Origin of the sequence: Paracoccus jeotgali, from assembly GCF_002865605.1 — a bacterium.
Taxonomy (GTDB): Bacteria; Pseudomonadota; Alphaproteobacteria; order Rhodobacterales; family Rhodobacteraceae; genus Paracoccus; species Paracoccus jeotgali.
On the sequence record NZ_CP025583.1, the window covers coordinates 1,346,413 to 1,370,919 of the forward strand.

General features: G+C 63.7%; 20 protein-coding genes and 6 pseudogenes. 13 read left to right on the forward strand and 13 right to left on the reverse strand.

The window, feature by feature from the left end:
* The first annotated feature begins 8 nt into the window (after window positions 1–8).
* Complete coding sequence (locus CYR75_RS06605; protein ID WP_101499338.1) at window positions 9–287, forward strand: SH3 domain-containing protein; 279 nt, start codon at window positions 9–11, stop codon at window positions 285–287.
* Between the two features lie 229 nt (window positions 288–516).
* Here the strand turns inward: CYR75_RS06605 and tnpC (CYR75_RS06610) are convergent, their stop codons facing one another.
* The 3 genes and pseudogenes from tnpC (CYR75_RS06610) to tnpA (CYR75_RS06620) all read right to left on the reverse strand — a co-directional run bounded on the left by tnpC (CYR75_RS06610) (window position 517) and on the right by tnpA (CYR75_RS06620) (window position 2,815).
* Window positions 517–2,016 carry an IS66 family transposase gene (gene tnpC / locus CYR75_RS06610; protein WP_101498327.1) on the reverse strand — a complete coding sequence of 500 codons (1,500 nt, stop codon included), beginning with the start codon at window positions 2,014–2,016 and terminating at the stop codon, window positions 517–519.
* A gap of 60 nt (window positions 2,017–2,076) precedes the next feature.
* Window positions 2,077–2,423 (reverse strand): annotated as a pseudogene (gene tnpB / locus CYR75_RS06615) (IS66 family insertion sequence element accessory protein TnpB).
* Window positions 2,420–2,815 carry an IS66-like element accessory protein TnpA gene (gene tnpA / locus CYR75_RS06620; protein ID WP_101498326.1) on the reverse strand — a complete coding sequence of 132 codons (396 nt, stop codon included), beginning with the start codon at window positions 2,813–2,815 and terminating at the stop codon, window positions 2,420–2,422. The pseudogene tnpB (CYR75_RS06615) and the gene tnpA (CYR75_RS06620) overlap by 4 nt, the downstream one beginning before the upstream one ends.
* 153 nt (window positions 2,816–2,968) lie before the next feature.
* On the opposite strand from tnpA (CYR75_RS06620), the gene CYR75_RS06625 reads away from it, so the two are divergent.
* From CYR75_RS06625 to CYR75_RS16615, 3 genes are all read left to right on the forward strand, one after another.
* A complete protein-coding gene (locus tag CYR75_RS06625; RefSeq protein ID WP_101499339.1) occupies window positions 2,969–4,222 on the forward strand; it encodes a cation:proton antiporter in 1,254 nt (417 codons plus the stop codon).
* A gap of 364 nt (window positions 4,223–4,586) precedes the next feature.
* Window positions 4,587–4,667 (forward strand): hypothetical protein, encoded by an 81-nt coding sequence (locus tag CYR75_RS16745; RefSeq protein ID WP_404825371.1) that lies wholly within the window; start codon window positions 4,587–4,589, stop codon window positions 4,665–4,667.
* 5 nt (window positions 4,668–4,672) lie between these two features.
* Window positions 4,673–4,957 carry an MgtC/SapB family protein gene (locus tag CYR75_RS16615; RefSeq protein ID WP_264080910.1) on the forward strand — a complete coding sequence of 95 codons (285 nt, stop codon included), beginning with the start codon at window positions 4,673–4,675 and terminating at the stop codon, window positions 4,955–4,957.
* Between the two features lie 36 nt (window positions 4,958–4,993).
* Here CYR75_RS16615 and CYR75_RS06635 read toward each other — a convergent pair whose 3' ends face one another.
* The 5 genes from CYR75_RS06635 to CYR75_RS06650 form a co-directional block, all read right to left on the reverse strand.
* Complete coding sequence (locus CYR75_RS06635) at window positions 4,994–5,869, reverse strand: NAD(P)H-hydrate dehydratase (RefSeq protein WP_101499340.1); 876 nt, start codon at window positions 5,867–5,869, stop codon at window positions 4,994–4,996.
* Window positions 5,866–6,636 carry a histidine phosphatase family protein gene (locus tag CYR75_RS06640; RefSeq protein ID WP_225972877.1) on the reverse strand — a complete coding sequence of 257 codons (771 nt, stop codon included), beginning with the start codon at window positions 6,634–6,636 and terminating at the stop codon, window positions 5,866–5,868. The genes CYR75_RS06635 and CYR75_RS06640 overlap by 4 nt, the downstream gene beginning before the upstream one ends.
* Window positions 6,637–6,779: 143 nt before the next feature.
* Complete coding sequence (locus CYR75_RS06645) at window positions 6,780–7,409, reverse strand: alpha/beta hydrolase (RefSeq protein ID WP_264080911.1); 630 nt, start codon at window positions 7,407–7,409, stop codon at window positions 6,780–6,782.
* A gap of 44 nt (window positions 7,410–7,453) precedes the next feature.
* Window positions 7,454–7,795, reverse strand: coding sequence for an alpha/beta fold hydrolase (locus CYR75_RS16390; RefSeq protein ID WP_225972878.1), 342 nt, complete (start codon window positions 7,793–7,795; stop codon window positions 7,454–7,456).
* A 643-nt stretch (window positions 7,796–8,438) separates the two neighbouring features.
* Complete coding sequence (locus CYR75_RS06650; RefSeq protein ID WP_158644604.1) at window positions 8,439–10,235, reverse strand: calcium-binding protein; 1,797 nt, start codon at window positions 10,233–10,235, stop codon at window positions 8,439–8,441.
* Window positions 10,236–10,748: 513 nt separating this feature from the next.
* On the opposite strand from CYR75_RS06650, the pseudogene CYR75_RS16800 reads away from it, so the two are divergent.
* Window positions 10,749–11,199, forward strand: a pseudogene (locus CYR75_RS16800) (IS30 family transposase); the annotation flags it as partial.
* A 355-nt stretch (window positions 11,200–11,554) separates the two neighbouring features.
* Here CYR75_RS16800 and CYR75_RS16400 read toward each other — a convergent pair.
* Entirely contained in the window at window positions 11,555–11,899 is a 345-nt protein-coding gene (locus CYR75_RS16400; protein WP_225972879.1) for a ribbon-helix-helix domain-containing protein, read from the reverse strand.
* Between the two features lie 35 nt (window positions 11,900–11,934).
* On the opposite strand from CYR75_RS16400, the gene CYR75_RS16405 reads away from it, so the two are divergent.
* Window positions 11,935–12,051 carry a type I restriction-modification system subunit M N-terminal domain-containing protein gene (locus CYR75_RS16405; protein WP_225972880.1) on the forward strand — a complete coding sequence of 39 codons (117 nt, stop codon included), beginning with the start codon at window positions 11,935–11,937 and terminating at the stop codon, window positions 12,049–12,051.
* Window positions 12,052–12,126: 75 nt separating this feature from the next.
* Here CYR75_RS16405 and CYR75_RS06660 read toward each other — a convergent pair.
* A pseudogene (locus CYR75_RS06660) lies at window positions 12,127–12,893 on the reverse strand (IS5 family transposase).
* A gap of 120 nt (window positions 12,894–13,013) precedes the next feature.
* On the opposite strand from CYR75_RS06660, the gene tnpA (CYR75_RS06665) reads away from it, so the two are divergent.
* The 3 genes and pseudogenes from tnpA (CYR75_RS06665) to tnpC (CYR75_RS06675) all read left to right on the forward strand — a co-directional run bounded on the left by tnpA (CYR75_RS06665) (window position 13,014) and on the right by tnpC (CYR75_RS06675) (window position 15,311).
* Entirely contained in the window at window positions 13,014–13,409 is a 396-nt protein-coding gene (tnpA, locus tag CYR75_RS06665; protein ID WP_101498326.1) for an IS66-like element accessory protein TnpA, read from the forward strand.
* Window positions 13,406–13,752: pseudogene (gene tnpB, locus CYR75_RS06670) on the forward strand (IS66 family insertion sequence element accessory protein TnpB). Before tnpA (CYR75_RS06665) ends, tnpB (CYR75_RS06670) begins: the two are co-directional and overlap by 4 nt.
* A gap of 60 nt (window positions 13,753–13,812) precedes the next feature.
* Window positions 13,813–15,311: pseudogene (tnpC, locus tag CYR75_RS06675) on the forward strand (IS66 family transposase).
* 79 nt (window positions 15,312–15,390) lie between these two features.
* Here tnpC (CYR75_RS06675) and CYR75_RS06680 read toward each other — a convergent pair.
* Window positions 15,391–15,636: pseudogene (locus CYR75_RS06680) on the reverse strand (hypothetical protein); the annotation flags it as partial.
* A 1,170-nt stretch (window positions 15,637–16,806) separates the two neighbouring features.
* Here CYR75_RS06680 and CYR75_RS06690 point away from each other — a divergent pair.
* Window positions 16,807–17,919 carry an AAA family ATPase gene (locus tag CYR75_RS06690; protein WP_101499343.1) on the forward strand — a complete coding sequence of 371 codons (1,113 nt, stop codon included), beginning with the start codon at window positions 16,807–16,809 and terminating at the stop codon, window positions 17,917–17,919.
* 161 nt (window positions 17,920–18,080) lie between these two features.
* On the opposite strand, the gene CYR75_RS06695 is transcribed toward CYR75_RS06690, so the two are convergent.
* Together CYR75_RS06695 and CYR75_RS06700 are read right to left on the reverse strand one after the other, a co-directional pair.
* Complete coding sequence (locus CYR75_RS06695; RefSeq protein ID WP_318779001.1) at window positions 18,081–18,863, reverse strand: SOS response-associated peptidase; 783 nt, start codon at window positions 18,861–18,863, stop codon at window positions 18,081–18,083.
* A gap of 360 nt (window positions 18,864–19,223) precedes the next feature.
* On the reverse strand, window positions 19,224–20,447 hold the full coding sequence (locus CYR75_RS06700) for a serine hydrolase domain-containing protein (protein WP_101499344.1): 1,224 nt from the start codon (window positions 20,445–20,447) through the stop codon (window positions 19,224–19,226).
* A gap of 713 nt (window positions 20,448–21,160) precedes the next feature.
* Here CYR75_RS06700 and CYR75_RS06705 point away from each other — a divergent pair.
* The 3 genes from CYR75_RS06705 to CYR75_RS06720 all read left to right on the forward strand — a co-directional run bounded on the left by CYR75_RS06705 (window position 21,161) and on the right by CYR75_RS06720 (window position 24,502).
* Window positions 21,161–21,679 carry a hypothetical protein gene (locus tag CYR75_RS06705; RefSeq protein WP_101499345.1) on the forward strand — a complete coding sequence of 173 codons (519 nt, stop codon included), beginning with the start codon at window positions 21,161–21,163 and terminating at the stop codon, window positions 21,677–21,679.
* Between the two features lie 235 nt (window positions 21,680–21,914).
* Window positions 21,915–22,433 (forward strand): group I intron-associated PD-(D/E)XK endonuclease, encoded by a 519-nt coding sequence (locus CYR75_RS06710; protein WP_101499346.1) that lies wholly within the window; start codon window positions 21,915–21,917, stop codon window positions 22,431–22,433.
* Between the two features lie 1,052 nt (window positions 22,434–23,485).
* On the forward strand, window positions 23,486–24,502 hold the full coding sequence (locus CYR75_RS06720) for an ABC transporter substrate-binding protein (RefSeq protein ID WP_101500918.1): 1,017 nt from the start codon (window positions 23,486–23,488) through the stop codon (window positions 24,500–24,502).
* The last annotated feature ends 5 nt before the right edge of the window (window positions 24,503–24,507 follow it).

Here is a 24,507-nt window from a genome sequence, read left to right on the forward strand (position 1 = left end):
CTCAGACCATGCGAACTCGATTTGCGGTTTTTATCACTCTCATGGCCCTCGCCGGATGCGCAGTCGGCTCGGGGGCGGTGGTCAAGGGCGTCGGATCAGACGATCTCTTGAAACTGCGGGAAGGGCCTGGTCTGAACCACAAGATTATCGTCGGCTTGCCAAATGACACGCGCCTGACGCGCGAGAACTGCGTCACAAACAACGGCAAAGTCTGGTGCAAAGTCTCGCTCGCCGGCAGGCCAAGTGTTTCAGGCTACGTTTCGGCAGACTATCTGGCGCATCGCTGACCGCAGCCCCGAGTCTTCTGCGCCAGTTCAACGCGCCGATTGTATGGTCGCGATTCCGGCCCGCCGTTCGGTGATGCCTTCCAGTCTGCGGGCATTTCTCATGTAGTTATATTTTCTCTGATGTGTGAACGAGGTGCATTGTTGACGCCGTGGTGGGGTGATCAGCTTCCAAATTTCGCCATAGAGGATGTCCCTGAACATAGGGCACAGTAAGCGTCCGGCCTGACCGCTACCCGCGCCATTTCCAAGGCAGCAGGTCATCGACCTTTGTGATCTTGTAATCAGGGATACGGGCCAGGGTGTCGGCGAGCCAGGCATGGGGATCGATGGCGTTGAGCTTGGCTGTTTCGATCAGGGTGTAGGCGATGGCGGCGGCCTTTCCACCTGCCTCGGAACCGACGAATAGGTAGTTTTTCCGCCCGAGGGCGATGGCGCGCATGCCGCGTTCGGCGGCGTTGTTGTCGAGCTCGAGGATGCCGTTGTCGAGGTAGGGGCGCAGGCGTTCCATCCTGGTGAGGGCGTATCGGATGGCGGCCGCTAGCGGGGATTTCCCCGAGATCGTGGTGAGTTGCATGGCCAGCCAGACTTCCAGGTCATCGAAGACCGGGGCGGCATGTGCCTTACGGAGTTCGGCGCGGCGGTCCGGTGGCGAACCTCGGGCTTCCTTCTCGACGGCATAGAGCCGGGCGATGCGGCCGATGGCCTCCTCAGCGATCGGCGAACCTTGCGATCGGTGGATGTCCACGAACTTGCGCCTGACATGGGCCATGCAGGCGACCTCGCGGATGGCGCCGGAACGGTAGAGATCCTCGAACCCGGCATAGCCGTCGGCATGCATCCAGCCGCGGAAACGGGCCAGATGATCCTTGGGGTGCTGACCCTTGCGGTCGCCCGAGAAGCGATACCATGCGGCAGGCGGAGCATCGCCATCCCATGGGCGCTCATCGCGGGCATAGGTCCAGAGCCGGGCCGTCTGGGTCTTGCCGGTGCCGGGCGCCAGCATCCGCACCGGCGTATCGTCGGCGAAGATCGCCTCGGCCGACAGGACATGGCGCCCGATGGCCTCGGCCAGTGGCTCCAGAAGGGTGGTGGTCTTGCCGACCCAGTCGGCCAGGGTCGATCGGTCGAGATCGAGCCCTTCGCGGCCGAAGATCTGGCTCTGGCGATAGAGGGGGAGATGGTCGGCATACTTGCTGACCAGCACATGGGCCAGCAGACCCGGCCCGGGGCGACCGCGCTCGATCGGGCGCGACGGCAGCGGGGCCTGGACGAAGCGTTCGCAGCAAGCGCAGGTCAGCCGGGGGCGGACAATCCGGTTCACGATGAAGCGCCCAGGAACATACTCCAGCTCTTCCGTGACGTCCTCGCCGATCCGGCGCAGGCGACCGCCGCAATCGGCACAGGCATCGGCGCCGGGCATCAGTTCCACCTCCATCCGGGGGATATGATCCGGGATCGGACGGCGCTTGGGTTTGCCCTTCTCCTCGATGTCCGGCAGACGCATCCGCGCCGTCATCGCGGCGGCCGCGATCTCGCTGGCCTCAAGAGCCAACTGAAGCTGTTCTGCCGTCTCCGAGGACGCGCCGAACCGGTGTGCCCGGTGCCCGGCCAGTTGGTGCCGCAGCTTCTCGATCAGGATCGCCTGCGCCTTCACCTCGGCCAGAAGCCGCGCGGTGAAGCTGCGCAACTCCTCGGGATCTTCCGGCAGGGTCAGGGTCTGATCGAGCATGCAAGGAGTTTATCCCACGGGATTCCTTATGGGAATCATTCTCTTGTGGCCCCCCCCTGATTATCCCGCTGCCAAGGGCCGCCACGTTCGCTCCGGGGCACGCCAGTCGATCCCTTCCAGGAGCATCGACAACTGCGCCGGTGTCAGCGCCACCTTCCCTCCTTGGCCGAGGGCCAGACGAACCGGCCCCGCTCCAGCCGCTTCATGAACATGCAGGCCCCCTGGCCATCCCACCAGATGACCTTCACCAGATCACCGCGACGGCCGCGGAAGACGAAGAGATGCCCGCCGAAAGGATCCTGCTTCAGCACCGCCTCGGCCTGCGCCGCCAAGGAAGCAAAGCCCTTGCGCATGTCGGTGACCCCGGCAGCCAGCCAGACCCGCGTGTTGGCCGGAACCGGGATCACGCCGAAAGTCCCCGGATCAGCCGCGCCAGCGCCTCAGGATCATAGCTGCCGCTGATCCGCATCCGGTGACCGCCCGCCAGCTCGATCTCGATGTGGTTCTCGGCGGCAGGTGCCGCCGGAGTAGACCTGGTCTCCGCGACGATCTCTACGGGCAGAAACCGCGCCTCCTCTGCTGGGGGCGCAACCGAGGTGGGGTCCGGCGCATAACGGGGATCGCGCAGCCACTTGAAGATCAGGTTCGCGTTCACCGCGTAGCGCCGCGCCACCTGAGCCACGGAAACGCCCGGCGCCGCCGTCTGGAAACAGATCGAACGCTTCTCCTCATCCGTCCAAAGTCGCTTCGTCCGACGCGCCACGCCATCACCATAGTGTCCACTATCAATGGTGGACACTATCCGCCTCTTTCACCACGCGGCAGGGCGGTCAGGCCGGACGCTTACAGGGCACAAGCCTTACCCTCAATCGCTGGTGTTCAACTGTGAGGGCGCAAGTATACGATCAAGAGCAACAGAGCTTCGACACCCCGTCCACATAAGGCCTTCCGTATGAACGCCGAGCCGTTCTTCAGCTTCTCCGGCTACCACCTAGCATTGGCAGCCGTAGGTGGTGCCATCATCCTTTCGTATTGGCTGCCGCGGTGGGTCAGTCGGCGGGAACCGGCGGCCTCGGGCCTGCTCATCCTGCTCGGCATGCTAGCCTTTGCCGTGGTGCCAGGTGTGCCGGACGTGCCGGACCCACGCATCATCCCTTACCCTTGGGAGATCCTGGCAGAGATCACTGTCATCATCGCCCTCTTCGGAACCGGCCTGAGGATCGACAACCTGTCAAGCTTCACGCGTTGGAAACCGACGATCCGCCTCCTCGCAATCGCCATGCCCCTGACGATCCTTTCCGTCGCTGCCATGGGTCATGTCATCGCCGGTATGACGGTGGCCGGCGCGATCCTGTTGGGCGCCGTGTTGGCCCCGACCGACCCTGTTCTGGCTGGCGACGTTCAGGTTGGCCCACCGCTTGAAGGCGGCGAGCATACGGTCCGCTTTGCACTGACAACCGAGGCTGCGTTGAATGATGGGCTTGCCTTTCCCTTCGTCTATCTCGGCCTCACGGTGGCCGCGCAGGGTCTGGCAGTGGGCAATTGGGGGCTCAGTTGGCTCGCGCAGGACGGTTTCTGGCGCATTACGGCAGGCGCCGCGATAGGAGCGGCGGGAGGCTGGGCACTGGGCCAGGTGCTGTTCGTGCTGCCTCGTGGCGCAACGCTGGCCGACACAGCGTCCGGGGTGGTGGCACTTGCCGGGGTCCTTTTGTGTTACGGCACCACCGAGCTGGCCGAGGGCTATGGCTTCATCGCGGTCGCGGTGATGGGCCTCGTGCTCCGTCGGGTTGAGCCCCGCCACACATTCCACCGGCGCCTGCACGACTTCACCCTGGCTCTGGAACATTCGCTGACGGCGGTGCTACTTGTGGCGTTGGGTGCAGTGCTGCCGACGTTGCTGACCGGTCTGACACTCGCTGGCGCAGCAATCGCTGTCGCACTGATTTTCGTGCTGCGGCCAGCGGTGGGATGGCTGTCTCTCGCGGGATCGCAGCTCCGGGGTCGCGACCGCTGGGTGGTGGCGATCTACGGCGTGCGCGGCGTGGGTTCGATTTACTATCTTGCCTATGCTTCTGGAAAAATCGAGTTTTGGGACGAAGAACCGCTCTGGGCTCTGGTGAGCTTTGCTATTCTTCTGTCGACCCTGCTCCATGGATTCACTGCAGGGATTGCGATGGAAGGCCTTTCGCGCGAACCCCGCTCATGACTGTCCCGCCCCGATGACGCCGATCCCTGAGAGGTGGGAGAGGCGAAGGCGGCACTTCTCAGATGTCAGCTTGCGAGTGGCGAATTGGCCCCGTGTGCGGCCACGGCGCCAGAGGCCTTCAGAATTGACCCCCACACCCGCAAAGGTGTCGTGAAGTTAAGGACCCCTATGGCGTTGCCATCGAGCGCTGAATAGTGAGGCGCCAGCAGTTGTCTGAAGGAAGATCATAAATTGACGCAGGAAATCTGGGCGACCATCGCAAGCGAATTTGCCGACATCCCCGGAGATTTCAACCCTGACGCGGATCATACTGCGCCTCGGGCTCGCTTCGATCCTCGGCGGAATTCTTGGCAACGAGCGTGAGTTGAAGGCCAAGAGTGCAGGAATGCGGACCGATATGCGCGTTGCGGTGGGCGCGGCGCTGTTCGTCATAGGCCCACACTGAGTGGAATGCCGCTTTCCGACATGTCCCGTGTGCTGCAGGGCATCGTCCAAGGGATCGGCTTTCTGGGCGCGGGCGCCATCATTGTCCGAGCCTCACAGCACCAGATCGAAGGCCTGACGACAGCGGCGAGGATCTTGGCAACAGCCGGGATCGGCGTGGTCGCAGGATTGGGTCTGGAAGCCACAGCGGCTCTTGCGACCTTGATGGTGCTGGTGATCCTCTCGGTGATCCCCTTGATCATGCCCTCGAGCTCCAAGTGGCGGATCGATCAACGCGATCCCGAGGCATGACCGGCAGGAGGTTCAAACTGTGCCTGCTGCGCTCCGTCAGATCCCGCGCATCAGGCTGGGTGTCTCGGCCGGCAGCTGCCGTGCCAGAAAGCCCATCGGGCCATGACGCTCGGCGAGCCTGCGGCCGGCCTCGCCGTGCAACCAGACGCCCCAGCAGGCGGCTTGCCAATTGTCCAATCCCCGCGCGCTAAGCCCGGCGATGATGCCGGTCAGCACGTCGCCGGAGCCGCCCGTGGCCAGCCCCACCCCGCCGCCACCGTAAACCGCCAGCTCGCCACCCGGGTTCGCCAGCATCGTCGTCTCGCCCTTGAGCATCACGACTGCGCCCAACTCCTCGGCCAGGCGCAGCAGCACATGAGCCCGGTTCTCCGTCAGACTTTCAGGGTCGCGGCCCGTCAGCGCGGCCATCTCTCCGGCATGGGGGGTCAGGATCAGGCGACCCCGCAACTCACGCAGCAAGTTCATCCGGTCGTGGCCTGCGGCCACGGCGGCCGCATCAAGAATGACGCTGCAGGCGGTCGCGCGGGGCAGTAGGTCGTCGAGTATGCGTCCTGCCGCAGCGACCGATCCCATCGCCGGACCAATGGCAAGGCAGTCGCAGCGCGAAATCAACTCCATGACCGGACCCGTTCCCGCGATCTCGCCGTCCTCATCGGCAGGAAGCGCAAGCATTCCCGCCTCGGGCAGCAGCACCCCCAGCGGGATGGCCAGCATCTCGGGCAGCGCCAGCTGCACCTTTCCGGCTCCGGACTGAAGTGCCGCCTCGGCCGTCAGGCGCAGCCCTCCGGGCACGAGCGTCGAACCCCCGACCAGAACCACCCGGCCGCGGCTGTTCTTGTCCACATCCGCATGGACCGGAAGCGGGTGATCGCGCAGCCATGCCGCGTCGAGCGTGGTCGGAGCATCGCTCATCCCCGGCTCCCCGCAATGGCGTCGGGGTTGGAGGTGACCGGGGTCTCATCGACATCCATAGGTGCAGTGACGTTATAGCGGACGAGGTGCATTTCACCGTCCCCTTCGTCGGTTTTGACGAAGCCATATTCGGTGATCGAACAATTCGCCACATCCTGCCGCGCGTCGATGGCCAGAATCTCCTCCTCGGTCAGGCCTTCGATGATATAGCGCAGGCACAGGACCACGACCTGATGGGCGACGATCATGACTCGGCATCCACCATGGTGAAGCCCGACCGTATCCAGCAGTGAGCGCAGGCGAAAGATCACATCGCACCAGCTTTCCCCACCGGGCGGGCGGTGATAGAACTTGCCGAGAATACGGCGCAGCTCCGCCTGCTGTGGCTCCTCGGTGCGCACACCGAGCGTCGTCAGGCCGTCGAGGATACCGAACTCCTTCTCGCGCAACCGCTCGTCCAGTCGCAGGGGCAGTGTGCTGCGGCAGCCGCCGGCGTCGCGGAACAGTTCGGCCGTCTGCCGCGCGCGAAGATAGGGCGAACACAACAGCACGTTGGGCCGGGCACCTTCTTCGCCTTGCGCGAACCACCGCCCTAGCGCCTGCGACTGCGCGCGCCCGAGATCCGAGAGCGGAATATCCACGTCCCGGGCGCTAAGGTCGATACGTCCCTGCCCCGCCTCATGGGCCGCGTCGCGGGCAACATTGCCCGCGCTTTGCCCGTGCCGCACCAGCCAGAGCCGCTCGGGCCAACGTGGCGTCATGGTCATAGCTGTCCCTTTCACATGAACTCGAGGACCAACGATCGAACCGCCGCCGGGTTTCTGGTGCAGGGCAGATCGTCAGAAAGACCCGGTAACTCATGGACGATCCGCCCCCGGACCGACGAACGGAAATGCGGCTGCAATGGGCGTCAGCCCCGTTCCCTCGCCGCGCGACTTTCGGCGAACCCTCGTTCCACGATGTTGGCGGCGTGGCTGACCCTCGCGATTGCCGACACCACCGAGTTGGTCTCTGTCTGGTGGATCATGTGGCCGGCGCCCGGGAGCCGCTCGAAGCTACTTTGCCTGATCTGGGTGTGCAGCCGCGCGGACTGCTGATCAATGTCGACGATGCGGTCGTCGCTGCCGGCAATGATCGCGACCGGCATCTTCAGCCGGGCATAAGTGTTACGCGCGGCAAGGGCGCCGGGTATCATGAGGCCGCTTTCCGCGGCGCTGGCCCGGATCTGCGAAGGGCGGATCGCCATGCCCCGCGGGAAGGCGGCGAACTTCCCGGGGACCTTCTGCGGACCGAAGATCTTTTTCAGCAGAAGCGGCCAGATCAGCCGACTCAGTGGCGGGGCTACGGCATACCGAACGATATCCCCGACCATCGGAACGGCAGGCGTCGCCATTGCGACCACATCCACGCGGGCCATGGGAAAGAAGCGTCCCGACGCGAGCACCAGCCCCCGCACCAGATCCGGGTGCCGATCGGCCAGCGCGACGGCCACTAGACACCCCCAGGAGTGTCCCATGATGATGGCACGCCTTACCCCCATTTCAGAGAGCGCGGCTTTGATCAGGTCCGCTTGCGCACCGGGGCTCAGATCTTGTTGCGCGGTCGACTGGTATGCCCATAGCCGGGGCGATCAAAGACGATGACGCGCCGGTTGCGCGCCACCATGTCAATTAATCCGCTGAACTCGAAGTCCTGGATCATACTGCCGTTGCCGTGGAGCATCACAACAACATCCCCATCACTGGGACCTTGATCGACAAAATGCAGCGGCACTCCGGCAATCTCAAGAAAGCGTCCGGTCGGTGGATTCTCGCGCTCGGCCTTGCGCGCCAGGCGCTGGTTGACGAGAGCCGAGACCCCTAGCGCGGCGACCGCGACAAAAATGGCCCCCCGCCGCGCGCTTTGCGGTCGGTGACGCGAAGGCACGCCTCGCGCTGAACTGTCTCGCGGATGTTGTCATCATTCTGATCTCCGGTGCCATGCACGGCTACCGGGACCATCCCGCCGCCCATACCGCGCTGCAGCATCTACGCGGGGACAGCCAGAATGTTCCGTCCTGGGCGGCCCTCCCCGACAGGGAAGGGGTCAATCTTCCAAAGTCGCTCTGTGTCTTAGCCATATTAGTGCCGGCCCGCTCAGAGTGTTGTGACGCGAGTGGGGCAAGAGCTTCGACTGGGACGATTCTGGCCGAGCTCCTTAAGCGGCAATGCGACCACCGGGTGCCATTTAGCCGGCCGGACCTGATCGACTAATCCTGACTAAGAAAGAGCACGAGCTCAGCGACCTCGTCCCCGGTCATGTCGCGTCGATGCTCGACCATGATCGTGGTGGCCCTGCAGAGCAGTTCGTAGATCTTTCCCGCTCTGCCACAAATGCCTTGGGTCTGGGTCAACTCAGAAAAACTCATTGGCTCTCGTCCTTCCTTGAAAACAGTTAGCTTGGATCTGCATGATTGGATTAATGACTGCAGGTGCTCTCGCCTCATGCCGAGACGGAGAGGCCCTTCACTCGTCGGCTCTAAGTCTTTGAGCTCCGGCGCTCCGGCCGCAGTGGCAGACCTCTTTCGAAGTCAATACACCCACCGCCTCTGCAGCCGCCTCACCATCCGGGACAGCAGGAACCGCGAAATCCGCCCCGGCCGGTTGCGCGGCGTGAACCAGCGGGCGAGTTTGGGGCCGATCCACCAGTAGAAGGCGATGAAGGCGCGCCCTGACCTGTAGTTGCGCAGCGTGTTGTCGCGAAAGGCGCGCAGGTAGCAGACGTCGGGGTGCATCGGGTCGCCGTAAGTGGCGGTGGCGACGAAGCACGAGCCGCCGCTGTCGGGGGTGGAGGCGGGGTCGTCCTCGGGCGGGACGCGGTCGGGGTCGGCGGGAGCCTCGCCGTCCATGACGTCGCGGGTGAAGTCCTCGACGCTCATGTGGCCGAGACCCTTGAACAGCGTCGTGGTGCCGTCGCTGTAGGTGACCTTCATGTCCATGCGGTCGCTGCCGTCGGAGGCGGGTTCGGGCTCGCAGGCGTATTCGGACCCGGCCGAGAAGGCGCGCGCACCGGTGGTCATGTTGAACTCGTAGAAATCCACGCCGACCTGGAAATCGGTGATGGTGGTCACCGAATTGCTGACGATGACAAAGGTGTCGCTGCCGGCGCCGCCGGTCATGATCACCTCGCCGCCATCGGCGCCGATCAGCGTGTCGTTGCCATTGCCGCCGATCAGGATGTCGACGTCGCCCTCGTCGGCGCGGCCGTATTCGTCGCCCGCCTGCAGCCGGTCATCGCCGTCGCCGCCGATCAGCGTGTCACTGCCCTTGCCGCCGATCAGAACGTCGTTGCCCGCGCCGCCGTCGAGCTTGTCGTGGCCCTCCCGCCAAGCAGCCGGTCCGCGCCCTCCCGCCTTCCAGCAGGTCATTCCGGCGCCGCCGTTCAGGATGTCATTGCCCGGCCCGCCCTTGATGGTGTCGTTGCCGGCGCCGCCGAGCAGCGTGTCATTGCCGCGCCCGCCCGAGATCAAATCGTCGCCGAAGCCGCCCTCGATCCGGTCATCGCCGCCGTTGCCGTAAAGCGTGTCATTGCCGGCGCCGCCATAGATCGTGTCGTTGCCGCTGCCGCCATAGATGATGTCATCGCCCTCGCCGCCGTCGATCCAGTCGTCGTCGAGCCCGCCGGCGATGCTGTCATCGCCCTTGCCGCCATGGATCACGTCGGTCGATTTGCCGCCATCGATCCAGTCGCCGCCATCGCCGCCATAGATGGTGTCGGCACCCATTCCGCCGTCGATATGCACGCCGTCGTCATTGTCGGCGTGGATTTCCTCGGCGTCGCGGCCGCCGCGCTGGTGGTGAAACTCGCTCTCGTCGCGGTCCAGATCGAAGGCGGGGAAGGTGTCGACATAATCCTCGTATGCGATGTCGGCGCTGGCCGGGACGCCGTGCGCCCAGTCCTTCGGCCATTCGATGAAATGCGGTTCCTGATTGCCCCGGATCGCCTCTTCGGGCGGCACCTCGCGCGCGCCTTCCAACGCATAGAGGATGTTCCCGTTGATCAAGATCCAAGGCTGCTCGTTATGTTCGACAATGCGGACATGCGAGGGCAGGTTGGCGAAGTCGATCTCTTTGCCGTCCACCGCAATCTTGTCGCGCGAGGCGTCGAAATCATCGAGCCGGCCGACGATCTTCTTCGTCGAGCCTTCGGTGATGAAGTTGAAGGTGTCGCTGCCCTCGCCGCCAAAGACGTGCGAGCCATGCGGGGCGATCTTGTCGCCGCTGTGGATGTGGATGACGTCGTCGCCGTCAAGCGCGTAGACATGAGCTTGCGAGGCACCGATCGGCGCGGAATAGATGACATCGTCGCCATGAGTGCCGACCACCATGCCGCCATCGCTGGAATGGCTGGGCGCGTGGATGGTGCCACCCGCGGTGCCGGCGTTGTGAAGGAGATGATCGGGGAGCCCAGCTGGGTCATGATGCTGACTCGGTTCTACGTTGCCTGCGGTCTTCATGGTCGCCTTCGCCCTGCCTAAGTTGAATCTGCGCACGAACAATCTGACCCAATTACAATCATACGTTGATTAAGTCGGAGTTAATGAGCCGCTCGCTAACAGGCAGAGATTGAGCGGATCGCGAATTTGACCGAAGGGACGGAGGTCGATGCAAAACCGAGTAGAGGCCGCTCCACAGCGCTTTTCCTCGGCGCGGCGGCGCGGGTGCTCGAGTCGATGCGTGGCACACAGGCAGAAATTCGGTGTGGGTGGTAGCGGAGCTAAAATAACCTCGCGAGCATCGACACCGCGGCGCACGTCGGCCTGGCCCCACCGCCTATAACGGCGACGGCTGCCAAGTCTCGGGACAGCAAGACCTCCATCTGGACCACGCCGGGCGAACTGATGCTCCTGCACTTGCCGCGCATGGACGGGCACGGACAAGAAAATCCGTCAACAACGGACCAGCTCTCGCCGGTCACCGTGCCGAAGCCGACCGGAATGCCGTCGCGGGGACTGTGCGCAGCTTGCCTGGCAACTGGGAACGGTCACAGACGTGGAACGATGAGCCGCGATGGCACAAGGCGCCCAGCTTCGGAACGACACTGGTCCCGAGATCTATTTTTGCGATGCTCAGAACCCTTGGCAGCGCGGCAGCAACGAGAACACCAACGGCCTGCTCCGCCAATACTTTGCGAAAGTGATGGACCTCAGCCAACACGGCGTCGAGGAGCTGAGCGCCGTTGCCTATGCGCTCAACACGCGACGGCGAAAGACCTTGGGTTGGCAGATACGGGCAGAGGCTCTCGTCCGGATGCTCAAACAGGATATGATCAAAGGTGTTGCGAAGACCGGTGGAATCCGCCTTGCGACCCGCAACCAGCGTGGTGGATGCAATCCGGTGGCCGTTTGGGCAAGGCTCATGGCATGTTCATCGCCCTGCTCGCCAGATCCTTTTTCACGCAATTACCGATGTCCTGTCTGATCGCACGCCGTGAAAGGAGGTCGAGGACAACCGCCAGGTAGAGCTCGCCGAACTTCACCGTTACCGCTTAAGTCTGAACGCGGAGAGAGGTGTCGTCGCTATTGACGCGAAAAGGAATAAGACCATGTCCTTGACGATGCGGCCGGCCCCCCCCCCCGCTTCTGATCAGGTCTGACCGTGGCCGTGTAATTATGATTAGCTGGAGAAGTGCTGAGCTTGATGACGCTCAAAGGCCGATGATTTCCGTCTGCATTATCCGGGTCTCCGGCTCAACCAGGCCAAGCGTCAAGCCACGGCTCTTGCCCTCTTGGGCGGCCAGGAACAGCTGCAGGGCCTTCCTGATAATCTCACTTTTGCTCGTATGACCCCTAGAAGCCATCTGCTCGATCTCATTATTCAGATCCTCAGACAACAGCAGATTAAGTCGAACAGTCATCTCCAGCGCTCCCTGATTTTGAGCATGCCGATTTAATGAACTCTGTTTATGTCGCTCAGCTGGAAACAGCAAATTTTGGATAGCATGGCAGCGTCCTGTTTCTGAAACAGTAGCCCGATGGACGAACTTCGTCACTGCGGGCAGAATGGCAAAAAGTCACGAGGGCAGAGATGATCACCGGTGAACTGAAGTCCAAGGTCGACGCGATCTGGAACGCGATGTGGACGGGCGGGCTATCGAACCCGCAGACGGTCAAGGAGCAGTTGACCCTTCTGCTCTTTCTCTAGGGCCTTGACGACGCGCAGACTCTGGCGGAGCGGCAGGCCCGGGCGCGAAGCCTAGCGTCAGGACTCGTTCTCGCGTCATAGCCAGAACACGACGGTTGCGGCGAGGGCTACGGCCGAAAGAAAGGCCTTTGGGCACCTGTCGTAGCGGGTGGCGATCCTGCGCCAGTCTTTCAAGCGACCGAACATGATTTCGATCCTGTTGCGTCGTTTGGAGCGGCGCTTGTTATGCTTGATGGTTTTGCCGCGCGACTTCTGACCTGGGATACAGGGCTTTCTCCCCTTGTCTTTCAACGCTTCTCTGAACCAGTCGGCGTCATAGCCCCGGCCGGCCAGCAACCACTCCGCCGCGGGCAGACTGCCCAGCAGGCTGCCGCGCCGGTGTAGTCGCTGACCTGGCCTGCGGTGATGAAGAACCGTATCGGGCGGCCATCGGCGTCGGTGACGGCATGTAGCTAGGTATTCATGCCACCCTTGGTTCGACCAGTCAGACGGCCCCTCTGGTCGCCCGACCCCCTTTTTTGACCGGAGACTGGTGCCGTGCGGTGCGCCTTGAGATAGGTCGCGTCGATCATCACCGTCTTCGGAACGGCGGCTTCGGCAGCCAGACCATCCATCATCCGGGCGAAGACACCTTTGTCGCTCCACCGCTTCCATCGATTGTAGAGGGTCTTCGGCGGGCCGTATTCCTTCGGCGCATCGCACCACCGCAACCCATTGCGATTGATGAAGATAATGCCGCTCAGCACACGCCTGTCATCGACGCGCGGCTTACCGTGGCTCTTGGGAAAGAAGGGCTGCAAACGGGCCATCTGCGCCTCGGTCAGCCAGAAAAGGTTGCTCATGATCCGGTCTCCTTGCGGAGCTTGAACCAGGCCGCGTCAGCAAGATCAATGGGTCCTGACCCTAGTTTATTTGTAAGCGTCCGGCCTGACCGCCCTGCCGCGTGGTGAAAGAGGCGGATAGTGTCCACCATTGATAGTGGACACTATGGTGATGGCGTGGCGCGTCGGACGAAGCGACTTTGGACGGATGAGGAGAAGCGTTCGATCTGTTTCCAGACGGCGGCGCCGGGCGTTTCCGTGGCTCAGGTGGCGCGGCGCTACGCGGTGAACGCGAACCTGATCTTCAAGTGGCTGCGCGATCCCCGTTATGCGCCGGACCCCACCTCGGTTGCGCCCCCAGCAGAGGAGGCGCGGTTTCTGCCCGTAGAGATCGTCGCGGAGACCAGGTCTACTCCGGCGGCACCTGCCGCCGAGAACCACATCGAGATCGAGCTGGCGGGCGGTCACCGGATGCGGATCAGCGGCAGCTATGATCCTGAGGCGCTGGCGCGGCTGATCCGGGGACTTTCGGCGTGATCCCGGTTCCGGCCAACACGCGGGTCTGGCTGGCTGCCGGGGTCACCGACATGCGCAAGGGCTTTGCTTCCTTGGCGGCGCAGGCCGAGGCGGTGCTGAAGCAGGATCCTTTCGGCGGGCATCTCTTCGTCTTCCGCGGCCGTCGCGGTGATCTGGTGAAGGTCATCTGGTGGGATGGCCAGGGGCCTGCATGTTCATGAAGCGGCTGGAGCGGGGCCGGTTCGTCTGGCCCTCGGCCAAGGAGGGGAAGGTGGCGCTGACACCGGCGCAGTTGTCGATGCTCCTGGAAGGGATCGACTGGCGTGCCCCGGAGCGAACGTGGCGGCCCTTGGCAGCGGGATAATCAGGGGGGGGCCACAAGAGAATGATTCCCATAAGGAATCCCGTGGGATAAACTCCTTGCATGCTCGATCAGACCCTGACCCTGCCGGAAGATCCCGAGGAGTTGCGCAGCTTCACCGCGCGGCTTCTGGCCGAGGTGAAGGCGCAGGCGATCCTGATCGAGAAGCTGCGGCACCAACTGGCCGGGCACCGGGCACACCGGTTCGGCGCGTCCTCGGAGACGGCAGAACAGCTTCAGTTGGCTCTTGAGGCCAGCGAGATCGCGGCCGCCGCGATGACGGCGCGGATGCGTCTGCCGGACATCGAGGAGAAGGGCAAACCCAAGCGCCGTCCGATCCCGGATCATATCCCCCGGATGGAGGTGGAACTGATGCCCGGCGCCGATGCCTGTGCCGATTGCGGCGGTCGCCTGCGCCGGATCGGCGAGGACGTCACGGAAGAGCTGGAGTATGTTCCTGGGCGCTTCATCGTGAACCGGATTGTCCGCCCCGGCTGACCTGCGCTTGCTGCGAACGCTTCGTCCAGGCCCCGCTGCCGTCGCGCCCGATCGAGCGCGGTCGCCCCGGGCCGGGTCTGCTGGCCCATGTGCTGGTCAGCAAGTATGCCGACCATCTCCCCTCTATCGCCAGAGCCAGATCTTCGGCCGCGAAGGGCTCGATCTCGACCGATCGACCCTGGCCGACTGGGTCGGCAAGACCACCACCCTTCTGGAGCCACTGGCCGAGGCCATCGGGCGCCATGTCCTGTCGGCCGAGGCGATCTTCGCCGACGATACGCCGGTGCGGATGCTGGCGCCCGGCACCGGCAAGACCCAGACGGCCCGGCTCTGGACCTATGCCCGCGATGAGCGCCCATGGGATGGCGATGCTCCGCCTGCCGCATGGTATCGCTTCTCGGGCGACCGCAAGGGTCAGCACCCCAAGGATCATCTGGCCCGTTTCCGCGGCTGGATGCATGCCGACGGCTATGCCGGGTTCGAGGATCTCTACCGTTCCGGCGCCATCCGCGAGGTCGCCTGCATGGCCCATGTCAGGCGCAAGTTCGTGGACATCCACCGATCGCAAGGTTCGCCGATCGCTGAGGAGGCCATCGGCCGCATCGCCCGGCTCTATGCCGTCGAGAAGGAAGCCCGAGGTTCGCCACCGGACCGCCGCGCCGAACTCCGTAAGGCACATGCCGCCCCGGTCTTCGATGACCTGGAAGTCTGGCTGGCCATGCAACTCACCACGATCTCGGGGAAATCCCCCGCTAGCGGCCGCCATCCGATACGCCCTCACCAGGATGGAACGCCTGCGCCCCTACCTCGACAACGGCATCCTCGAGCTCGACAACAACGCCGCCGAACGCGGCATGCGCGCCATCGCCCTCGGGCGGAAAAACTACCTATTCGTCGGTTCCGAGGCAGGTGGAAAGGCCGCCGCCATCGCCTACACCCTGATCGAAACAGCCAAGCTCAACGCCATCGATCCCCATGCCTGGCTCGCCGACACCCTGGCCCGTATCCCTGATTACAAGATCACAAAGGTCGATGACCTGCTGCCTTGGAAATGGCGCGGGTAGCGGTCAGGCCGGACGCTTACGTTTATTTTGAAGTAGAGAAACACGCGAAAGTTGGTGATCTCGCCATTCTCGTTCAGGATCATCTGCCCGTCCTCCTTGTAGAGCGGGCCGGCGGGCATGCGCGAACCTCCGGCAAACGAGCGTGGGTGCGATTGGCGAAGGAGGGGAGTGACAGCATCACCGGGACCTCGACCAGCACAACGACCACGGTGGCCAGCGCGGCGCCCGAATTCAGGCCAACGAGGCTGATCGCGACCGCGACGGCCCCTTCGAAGACGTTCGAGGTGCCGATCATCGTGCAGGGCGCCGCGATCCAGTGGGTCACGGCAGCACCCGGGGGGTTGAGGGCACCCCGGCGGCGGGTTATTTCGAGCGTCCTGCGGCGCAACCCGCGTGCGGCCCGAAGATCCTTACTAGAATTCCAAACCCAGCAGCAAAAGCCGAAACTATGACTCCAGAACAATGCAGAGCCGCCCGGACCGTGGCCGGGCTCTCGAAGTATGGCCTAGCCATGGCAGCCAAGCTCGCACCCGCAACTATAGCCCTCTTCGAGCTGGGGAAGCGGCAACCTTACCCACGCACTCTGGCAAGACTGCAAGCTGCTCTGGAAGCCCGAGGCGTAGAAGTCACCCCGGAGGGGGTGCGTAAAGTCGCTGACGCCAGGTGGGATCGGCGACCGACGCTGACACCTGACCTAAAAGTTTGGAACCGATGTCCTCGAACGCCGATAGATACATCGAAAAGGCCTGCCCGAGAAACGCGCGAAAGTCGGTAAAGCTTTGAGGGGCGGCGGTGTTCAGCCGCCGTCAACTCTCTGCCGAGAAAGGGATGTGTCACATGTCAGAGTTGCCATGACCCAGCTGCCCGATCCATCGAGATTTGGTCGTGTCCGCCTTGTGTCCCCAGAGACGGAAGTTGCTGAAACAAGACACGTTTCGCGCTAGGATGGGCCCGCAGTTTGTCCGGAGGTGCAGCGACCAAGAAAGCTAATCTTGCCAAGGCAGAAGCCAAGCTGCCTTAACTCCTGACGGCAGTCGTTGCGGGGCAGGAAGTGGTCATTGCATAATACGGCGTTCCGGTGGTCCGCCTTGTCTCTTTTGCAGGTTTCACCCTCCGTTCGGGCACCCTGGACGGCGTTATGGACGCAGAAACTGTCCCCGACCTCCTGGAGCCGATTAGCATGAGCTAAACGAATGAGCCGCCTGACCTTATGCGTCCATCGGGCCTGACTGCTTCTCAGCACACTCCACCTGCGGCTTGATGGATAATTGTCGGGCATTGACCCGCCTCCTATATCCAGCAAGCATATCCCCATGAACCTGAACCTCACGATACGCGCGATACGCTGACCTGCCGCCCGTTTGGGCGGGCACGGGATGCTGCGCGGAGTGAGGTGGAACTTCCTCTGACATTGGTGATGCTTCTTCGCGCCTGGCGCGAAGGTATCTGCGGCCTCCCGGCACCTTCACACCTGTCGCACATCGGGAGACCCCAGATGGACCTGTTCCAGATCATGCATGTCAAATCGCCGGCGCTGAGCCCGGACCAGATCGCCGACCGGCTGTCGGCGTTTCTGCTCAGGCTGCGCCAGCAGAAGGCGCGGGCGAAAGCCGCCGCCGCAGACCTAGCTTCGCCTCAACATCATGGCGACGGGTTCTTCGGTCAGGAGGACGGGGATGACCCCGAGCTTTCCTGGCGCGACGGGCGCCGGATCCAGCGGCGGGCGAAAAGCCTTTACGACCGACAGCTGGCGCGTTCCGGGCTCGCCCATCTGAAGCGGGAGGACCGGGACCGGTTGAAGCCGCTCGAGCCGGGGGTCCGTCTGGCGCGGATCCCCCACGAACATCGGGCGGATGAATGGGCGGCGGCGCTGCATGCCGAGATGCCGTGGATGGCGCCGGCGACGGATTTTGCCTGGAGGGCGATGCGCCGCTCGGCGCGGGCGGGCGACCGGGCGTTCCGGCTGCCGCCGGTGATCCTTGATGGCCCGCCCGGCATCGGCAAGACGCATTGGGCGGCCCGGCTGGGGCAGCTGACCGGAACCGAAAGCACCGTCGTCGATGCGACCGGCGAGGCGGCAAGCTTTTCCGTGGTGGGCTGTCAGCGGGGCTGGTCGAACGCCCAACCGGGTCGGCTGCTGGAGCTGGTGCTTGCAAAGCGGGTCGGCAATCCGGTCATGGTCATCGATGAACTGGACAAGGTGGGCACCCCGACGTCCAACCGCGGCGTCGCCTTTTCGCTGGCCGAGGCACTGTTGCCGCTGTTCGAGACGGCCACGGCCGCGGTCTGGACCTGCCCGTTCTATCGGGTCCGCTTCGACATGTCCTTCGTCTCCTGGGTGCTGCTGACCAACGATGTTGCCCGGCTACCGGCGCCCCTGCTCAGCCGCTGCAGCGTGATCCGCCTGCAGGAGGTCGGGCTCGAGGACCTGCTGGGCTTTGCGGAGCGTCAGGGCGTGGCGGCGGGGTTGAGCGAGATCTCCATCGCCGCGATCCTCGAGGCGCTGACCAGGTCGGGGGCCAAGGGCGGCGCCAGACCGAGCCTGCGCACGGTGCAGCGCATGCTGCTGCTGGCTGCGGATCTGGAGGCCCGGCCGCAGGCCATGTGAGCGCGGCGGGGCGGAATGAACACAGGGACCGAGTGGCTAAATGTTTCGCTGCAATGAGCGGATAGGGCATGGCCTTGGGGGCGCGAAGCTGCGCCATCGCTGTCGGCAAACAGCCAGACCCCGCGCCGCCCGGTGGGGTCTGGTTACCTTTGGATCGCTCTTCAGCCCGGGTCTGCCGGCTCGTCCACCTGGACCAATGCCTCATCCGGCAGCGGCCGCTGCAGCTGGCTGGCGATCTCGATGGGTGCCGACAGCCAGGTCTCCCAGTCGCGGGGATCGGTGAGGATGACCGGCATCGCCTTGGGATGCACCGCCTTCACCTCGGCGTTGGGGGCGCAGGTCAGGAAGGCATAGAGGTCATCCGTGGTTTCGCCATCCTTCACCTTGCGCAGCGAGGTCCAGTTCCGCAGTTCGATCCCGGCGAAGAACATCGACACGCCCGTCCCGGCTGCTGCGAACCACTGGTTGCCCCGGCCGCCGCCCCGCGGTTCGGCGAAAGCCGTGACCGGCACCAGGCAGCGATGCGCCGGGCCGAGCCACCGGCGCCAATGGGGGGAGGTCAGGTTGCGGACATTGGTGACGCCGGGATCGCGGGCGGTCTTCAGGACCGAGGGCGGCGACGGCATCCCCCACCGCGCCATTGCCATCTCGATCGCTTCGCCGTCATGGCGGATGATCGGGGCCGTCTGGTCTGGATAGACCTTGCCCGGTGCCAAATTGCCGAGCCGATCGGTCACGCTCAGGCCCTGGAAGAGCTGCCGCATCGCTTCCTGCGTGGTGGTCTGGCTGTAAAGATTGCACATGTTGTCTTCGTCCTCGCAGCGGCCGAACGGCAGGTAAGGGGAGGTATAGCCTGGCAGGCAGGTGCCGTCTGCCAGTTCCAGCTCGGGGAAGGCGCTCAGACAGGCACGGGCTGCCTCAGCGGCCCGGAAATAAAGCGCCACCCGGTCCCGGGTTCCACTGCGCCCGCCGCCATGCTAGGCATACTGACCGCGACCGAGTTGTGCCTCCAGCCAACGGCGCAAATCATCGCCGAGGCTGCCGAAGCCCAGCTCGGGCACGCAGATGAGCACCCGAACCGGAAAGGCCTGATCGTCCAGGCGAGACTGAGGGATGCTCCGGCGTGTCATGACCCGGAACGAATACAGAACCGATCGCCTGTTTCAAGAGGCTTCTGGGGAGCGCTGCCGCCTCAAGCCATATTCCTGCCATGAGGCAGCTTGGGCTTCAGCAGCATGAGCCGGCTGAGTGGCCACCTCACGCCCACGCTGCACGAGGTCACGTAGCGACGGCACCTCGCCCCTTCACTCCAGCGCTGCCACGACCGCGTCGAAGAACACCATCGGATCGATGGGCTCCTTCCCCTCCGGCTTCGGCTGGGCCATGTGGGTGGCGATGACGACGTTTTGGGTCGGGTTGATGTAGATGTTCTGGCCCTCGATGCCGATGGCGGCGAAAGCCTTGTCGGCGATCGAGGCTTCTGTCCATCCCGGCCACCACATCAGGCCATAGTCGATCTCGGTCCCGTCGCTCAGCGTCTGCGGCCGGCCGGCCTCTTCGGTCCAGCCCTCGGGAAGGACGCGGTTGCCGTCGATCTCGCCGCCTTCCAGGAAGAACTGCCCGAACCGCGCGAAGTCCCGCAACGTGGCGGAAAGCCCGCTGCCGCCGATCTCGACCCCGTCCGGCGAGTCGAGCCACCAGTTGGCGTCGGCCTCCATGCCATAAGGCTTCCAGATCTTCTCAGAGAGATACTCGGCCAGGGGCTTGCCCACCGCACCGCGCACGATCTCGCCCAGCACCTGGGTTTCGCCGGTCGAGTAGGTGTGCGCCGATCCCGGCTCGCTGGCCCGCGGCAGGGCCGCCATCACCTTCATCGCCGCGCCCGGCTGTTGCGCGATCTGGGCGCGCAGCAGGTCGCGACGGTCCGACTGCGGGTCGGTGTAGGTCTCGTTCCATTGCACACCGGACGCCATCAGCAGGATGTCGTGGATGCTGACCCCGTCATAGGCGCTGCCCTTCAGGCTGGGGACGTAGTCGACGACCATGTCATCGAGACTGGCAATGTGGCCGTCCTGGACCGCGGCACCGACAAGCGTGGAGGTGATGGATTTCGCCACGGACATCGACATCCATCGGGTCTCGGGCCGGTTGCCGCGCTGGTAGGTCTCGTAGACGACCTCACCGTCCTTGAGCACGATCAGGCCGGCTACATTGTCGAGGGCGAGGAAGTCGTAAAGATCGTAGCCTTTGCCGTCGATCTCGAAGGAGACCATCGACGGCAGGTCCTGCGGCGCCTCGGGCAGCGGGCTCGGGTTGTCGCCCGCCTCGATGACGCGCACCGGAAACAGCCGGTCGATGTTGCGGAAGGTGCTGACCGCGAGATCCGGCGTCAGATGCCCATCATAGATCTGCTCGACCGTGCCGATCGGCTCGTCGGCATGCGGATAATCCTGCGCCCTCGCCAGCCCCGGCACCGTCAGCGCCAGCAGCGACACCGCCAGCAACTGCGCTTTTCCCGATTTCAGCATTCCGATCTCCCTCTCGCATTTCCTTGCCCCGCATGGTCGCCTTCACAGCGCCGATCTGCCGCGGAGATGACTTCCAAGGCAGGATAGCCCCCGTCGGTGAAAGTCGGAATAGCTACCGGTGCGAGAATTGTGGATAACCCGAGTTTCAATCGCATTCTTCACGGCTGTTACAGGCTGTTACGGGGGCTGTAACGTTTTTTACTAGTGAAATCAACGATGTTACAGGTGTTACGCCTGTTACGCGAAAATGAGTGTATATGTGTGCCTGCATGCCTGCATGTGCGCGCGCGTATACGTGCATGTGATATATGCGCAAATATGCGTAACAGCGTAACATCTGCAAAAATTATCATCTAGATCAGTGCATTAGACTGTTACAGCTCCTGTAACACCACTGTAACGCTGTAACAGCCCGAAAAGCCGTTGACAGACTAGGTCGCCGTCCCGCTGCGGCGCTTTCGGCGGTCTCTTTGGACTTCAATGAGAACCTCTCATGGGCAGGCGTGAGAGCCTCTCTCCAGCGCAAGATCCTCAAGAATAAGTTTCGCCGCCAAGATCTTGCAAAAACTTTGCGTAATACCCGAATCACCTCGGATCGGCGGTTGACAGTGGTTTTTAGGAATGTCAAGATGTCCACACTTTGGACGAGCCCGGCAGGAGTTTGCACCTCCCACCAGGCTCTGACCACAAATCGATCTGTTAGGAGACCGATCATGGCTGATGCCACGCTTACCACGCATTCTTGCGTGACGAAAACCCTGCCGTTTGCGCAGACCCCCATCACCTTTCTTTTTTCGCACATGCTTGCGGCGCTGACCACGCATCTGGTGGCCGAGCGCGGGTGCCCGACTGACCTGGAGGTTGGTGAGCAGCAGGCCTGGCAGCAGGAGGCCATCCTCGCCCACGCCCGCTTGCTCGGGCTGCTGGCCGAGATCGCGCGGACGGCGCCGGCCTCGGCCCACGAGATCCTGCTCCAGCGCATGGCGGCGGTTCTGGAGGGGCTGATCTCCTCGGAGGAGCCGGGCTGTGATGCGGAAGATGCCCTGTTGTTTTGTGTGCCTCCGTCCGGCGCGGGAATGGCGGGCGTGGCGGCACTGCCCCGTCGTGCCGCGCGCGGCATCGACCTGATGGCCGCACTGCCCTGCTACCGGCAGCGCGTCGCGCGCCTGCGGGCCGTGGCAAGCGCTGACATCGCCGCCGCGTCCGGCCCGGTGTCGGCGGAAGCCGCCTGATCCTCCCCTGACAGCATCGCCGATCTGCCCGGGCGCTTCCTCGGGCTGATCCCGCATGTCCCGTGCCCCGGTCTCCGCTCTGACCGGACGTCCAGTCCTGTGGGATCGGGGATCGGCACGGGACGCTGTCGCCTGTCCTGCGAGGGGGCGCCATGTTCTGCCACCATTCCAGCCGCACATCGCGGCCCGCATCTCGTCCGCGTGCCGGCGTTGCCGCACTTGGGCTCCTGCGCTGATGGGCCGCCAGTTGACCCTGCCGGGCTCTCACCTGTGGGACGGCGGTCCCGACACCGGGCATGACCCGCTCAGGGCCTATCCCGAGGTCGAGCCGAACGTGATATCCAAACGCGCAAGGGAGATCGGACTGTCCGGAGAACTCCTGGTCATGTCGAAGCTGATCCGCATCGGCTTCACCGTCCTGCAGCCGCCCGATCATCTGCACCATGATCTGATGATGGTCTGGCAGAACCGTTTGCTGCGCGTGCAGGTCAAGGCCACGACCCGGCCCTATAAGGGCGCCTATCGCTTCACCATGTCCAAGGGCTACCGCAACAACCCCCTGGGCACCCGCCCTTACGAGAGATGCGACTACGACCTCGCGGCTCTCGTCATCCTGCCCGAGGAATGCGTCTTCTTCACCGCAGAGCGCCGCGAGCGGCACTGTCTTCCTGTCAGTGTGATCGCGCAGCTGCGGGCGCATCCCACTCACAGCCTCTTCGAAGCACTCTCGGAGCTTCGCCAGACCCCGTCGTGAGGCAGACGGCCTGCCTCACGCCCGCCCGCACCAATCCTGCGGACCATCTGTGGGGACCGCAGGGGGGCCAGGAACGGCACCTGCCGGGCTCGGCGAAGGCCTGCGATGGGGCGGGCGCGATGGCTCTCCCGGTGGTATTGGTGATACCATCAATGCATCGGTAATTAATCGGGAATGCATCATCAATGCATCATCAATGCATCGTTAATATTTCACGTATCGTAAACAAATCAGATTTATTTACGATACCATCAATGCATCAAAAACGTATCGGCAATGTATCAGACGCCGGCCCTCCTCCACGCGCTCGTGCCGGCATCGGCAGGCGCGAATGACCCGCTCATGGGGGGGGATCAGCCGGGCGTTGAGGAGACGATCTTAGGGCGGGATGGGGCCGCAAGGACCCTCAGTGGTCGCCTGATCCGGGCGGGGACTGCCCCCAAGAAGCGGCTCCGGTCCGCCTTCCGACAGGAGGCGAGGATGCTGGTCACCCTTCCGAGACGCTTGCTCAGGGAGACTGGCGGGACCTCAGAGATGCGGTCGTCATCGCCACGATGGCGGCCGGCCCACACGTTCTTTCTGCGGCAAGAACCCCGACGTTCAGGAGCCTCCCCCGCCGCTTGAACCGGTGCCGCGGGCGGGACGCAGAGGCACTATACCTTCATCGGAAATCGCTCCGCTGCAACTTGAGATTCAGCGGATTTTTCTCGGGTTTCTTCCCCGAGCTTAAAACAGTTGCCGCAAAATTTCCGGAACAACTACTATCCTTCTATCGGAATGGACGGCTCCATCTCCAGGGTCGGCGCGGTCGAGAGGCACGGCGACCGGCGGAGCCCGACGCCCTCGAGCCGTCTGCGGCGGGCCGGTCCGAGAAGGAAAAAAGCGCATAGTCGGACGTCAGGGGCGCGGCTGGCGCGGCCCGGTGAAAGCCGCCCTCCAGTGGCACGGCCATCATGTCTTGCCTCCCGCGGACAACTGGTCAAGACTTGCCGCATGCCGGAGACCAAGCCGGCGCGTTCGACCATGCCACCGACTTTACGGCGGCGGCCGCCATGTCCACACCAACCGTGAGGTTCATCAACGTGACACGCACCATTTCCGCCGCCCTCATCGCTCTGTTGTCATCGGGCGTTAGCGTCAGCGCTCTGACCGTCTACACCAGCGTGGACGAGGAGAACGCCAAGCACATCCTCGACGCCTTTACCGGCGAGACCGGTGTCAAAGTGGATATGGTCTTCCTTTCTTCCGGGCCGGCGCTGTCGCGGATCGAGGCGGAGGCTGGGAACCCGCAGGCCGATGTCTGGTTCGGCGCCCCGAGCGAGAACCATGTCCTCGCGCATGAGCGCGACCTGACGCAGGCTTATACGCCCGAGGGCGCGGCGGCGCTGCCCGAGGCGTTCAAAAGCGCCGACGGGTTCTGGCATGCGATCTATACCAATCCGCTGGCTGTGGGAGTTCGGACCGACCTGCTGAATGAGCGCGGCGCCCCTCTGCCAGCGTCCTGGGAGGACCTGAAGGATCCGGCCTACAAAGGTCTCATCCAGATGCCCTCGCCCCAGTCTTCGGGCACTGGCTATGCCTTCGTTCTGACCATGCGCGAAATTCTGGGCGAGGACAGTGCGATAGATTATCTCAAGGCGCTGAACCCGAATGTGCAAACCTACACTCAGTCGGGCACCGCCCCAAGCGGCGCGCTGGGCCTTGGCGAGACCCCGGTTGCCATCCAGTTCAGCCCTGGCTTTCTCAAGCTGAAGGACGAGGGTTACCCGGTCGATGTCGTGTTCCCGTCCGAAGGCGGGGGCTATGAAGTTGCGGCAATGTCGATCCTCAAAGGAGCATCCAACCTAGACGATGCCAAGAAGCTTGCGGACTGGATCACCTCGAAGCAGGGGCAGGAGGCGCTGACCACCGCCAAGACGTATTTCCTGCCAGTGCGTAGCGATGTGAGCGCCGGCGAGGGTGTTCCGTCGCTGGACAGTATCGAACTGATCTCCTACGACCCGGCATTCGCCTCCGAGAATCGCGAGCGCTTGGTCGATCGCTGGGCGGAGGAGGTTCTGGGCCAGTAATCGGA

Excerpts from the sequence above, each read along its gene's own strand:
- CYR75_RS06640 (WP_225972877.1), bottom strand. The coding sequence starts at position 6,636 with ATGACCATGACGCCACGTTGGCCCGAGCGGCTCTGGCTGGTGCGGCAC.
- tnpC (WP_101498327.1), bottom strand. The coding sequence starts at position 2,016 with ATGCTCGATCAGACCCTGACCCTGCCGGAAGATCCCGAGGAGTTGCGC.
- CYR75_RS16405 (WP_225972880.1), top strand. The coding sequence starts at position 11,935 with ATGATCACCGGTGAACTGAAGTCCAAGGTCGACGCGATCTGGAACGCG.
- CYR75_RS06690 (WP_101499343.1), top strand. The coding sequence starts at position 16,807 with ATGGACCTGTTCCAGATCATGCATGTCAAATCGCCGGCGCTGAGCCCG.
- CYR75_RS16615 (WP_264080910.1), top strand. The coding sequence starts at position 4,673 with ATGCCGCTTTCCGACATGTCCCGTGTGCTGCAGGGCATCGTCCAAGGG.
- CYR75_RS06635 (WP_101499340.1), bottom strand. The coding sequence starts at position 5,869 with ATGAGCGATGCTCCGACCACGCTCGACGCGGCATGGCTGCGCGATCAC.
- CYR75_RS06700 (WP_101499344.1), bottom strand. The coding sequence starts at position 20,447 with ATGCTGAAATCGGGAAAAGCGCAGTTGCTGGCGGTGTCGCTGCTGGCG.
- CYR75_RS06650 (WP_158644604.1), bottom strand. The coding sequence starts at position 10,235 with ATGGTGGTCGGCACTCATGGCGACGATGTCATCTATTCCGCGCCGATC.
- CYR75_RS06625 (WP_101499339.1), top strand. The coding sequence starts at position 2,969 with ATGAACGCCGAGCCGTTCTTCAGCTTCTCCGGCTACCACCTAGCATTG.
- CYR75_RS06720 (WP_101500918.1), top strand. The coding sequence starts at position 23,486 with ATGTCCACACCAACCGTGAGGTTCATCAACGTGACACGCACCATTTCC.
- CYR75_RS06710 (WP_101499346.1), top strand. The coding sequence starts at position 21,915 with ATGGGCCGCCAGTTGACCCTGCCGGGCTCTCACCTGTGGGACGGCGGT.
- CYR75_RS06645 (WP_264080911.1), bottom strand. The coding sequence starts at position 7,409 with ATGGGGGTAAGGCGTGCCATCATCATGGGACACTCCTGGGGGTGTCTA.
- CYR75_RS06705 (WP_101499345.1), top strand. The coding sequence starts at position 21,161 with ATGGCTGATGCCACGCTTACCACGCATTCTTGCGTGACGAAAACCCTG.
- CYR75_RS06605 (WP_101499338.1), top strand. The coding sequence starts at position 9 with ATGCGAACTCGATTTGCGGTTTTTATCACTCTCATGGCCCTCGCCGGA.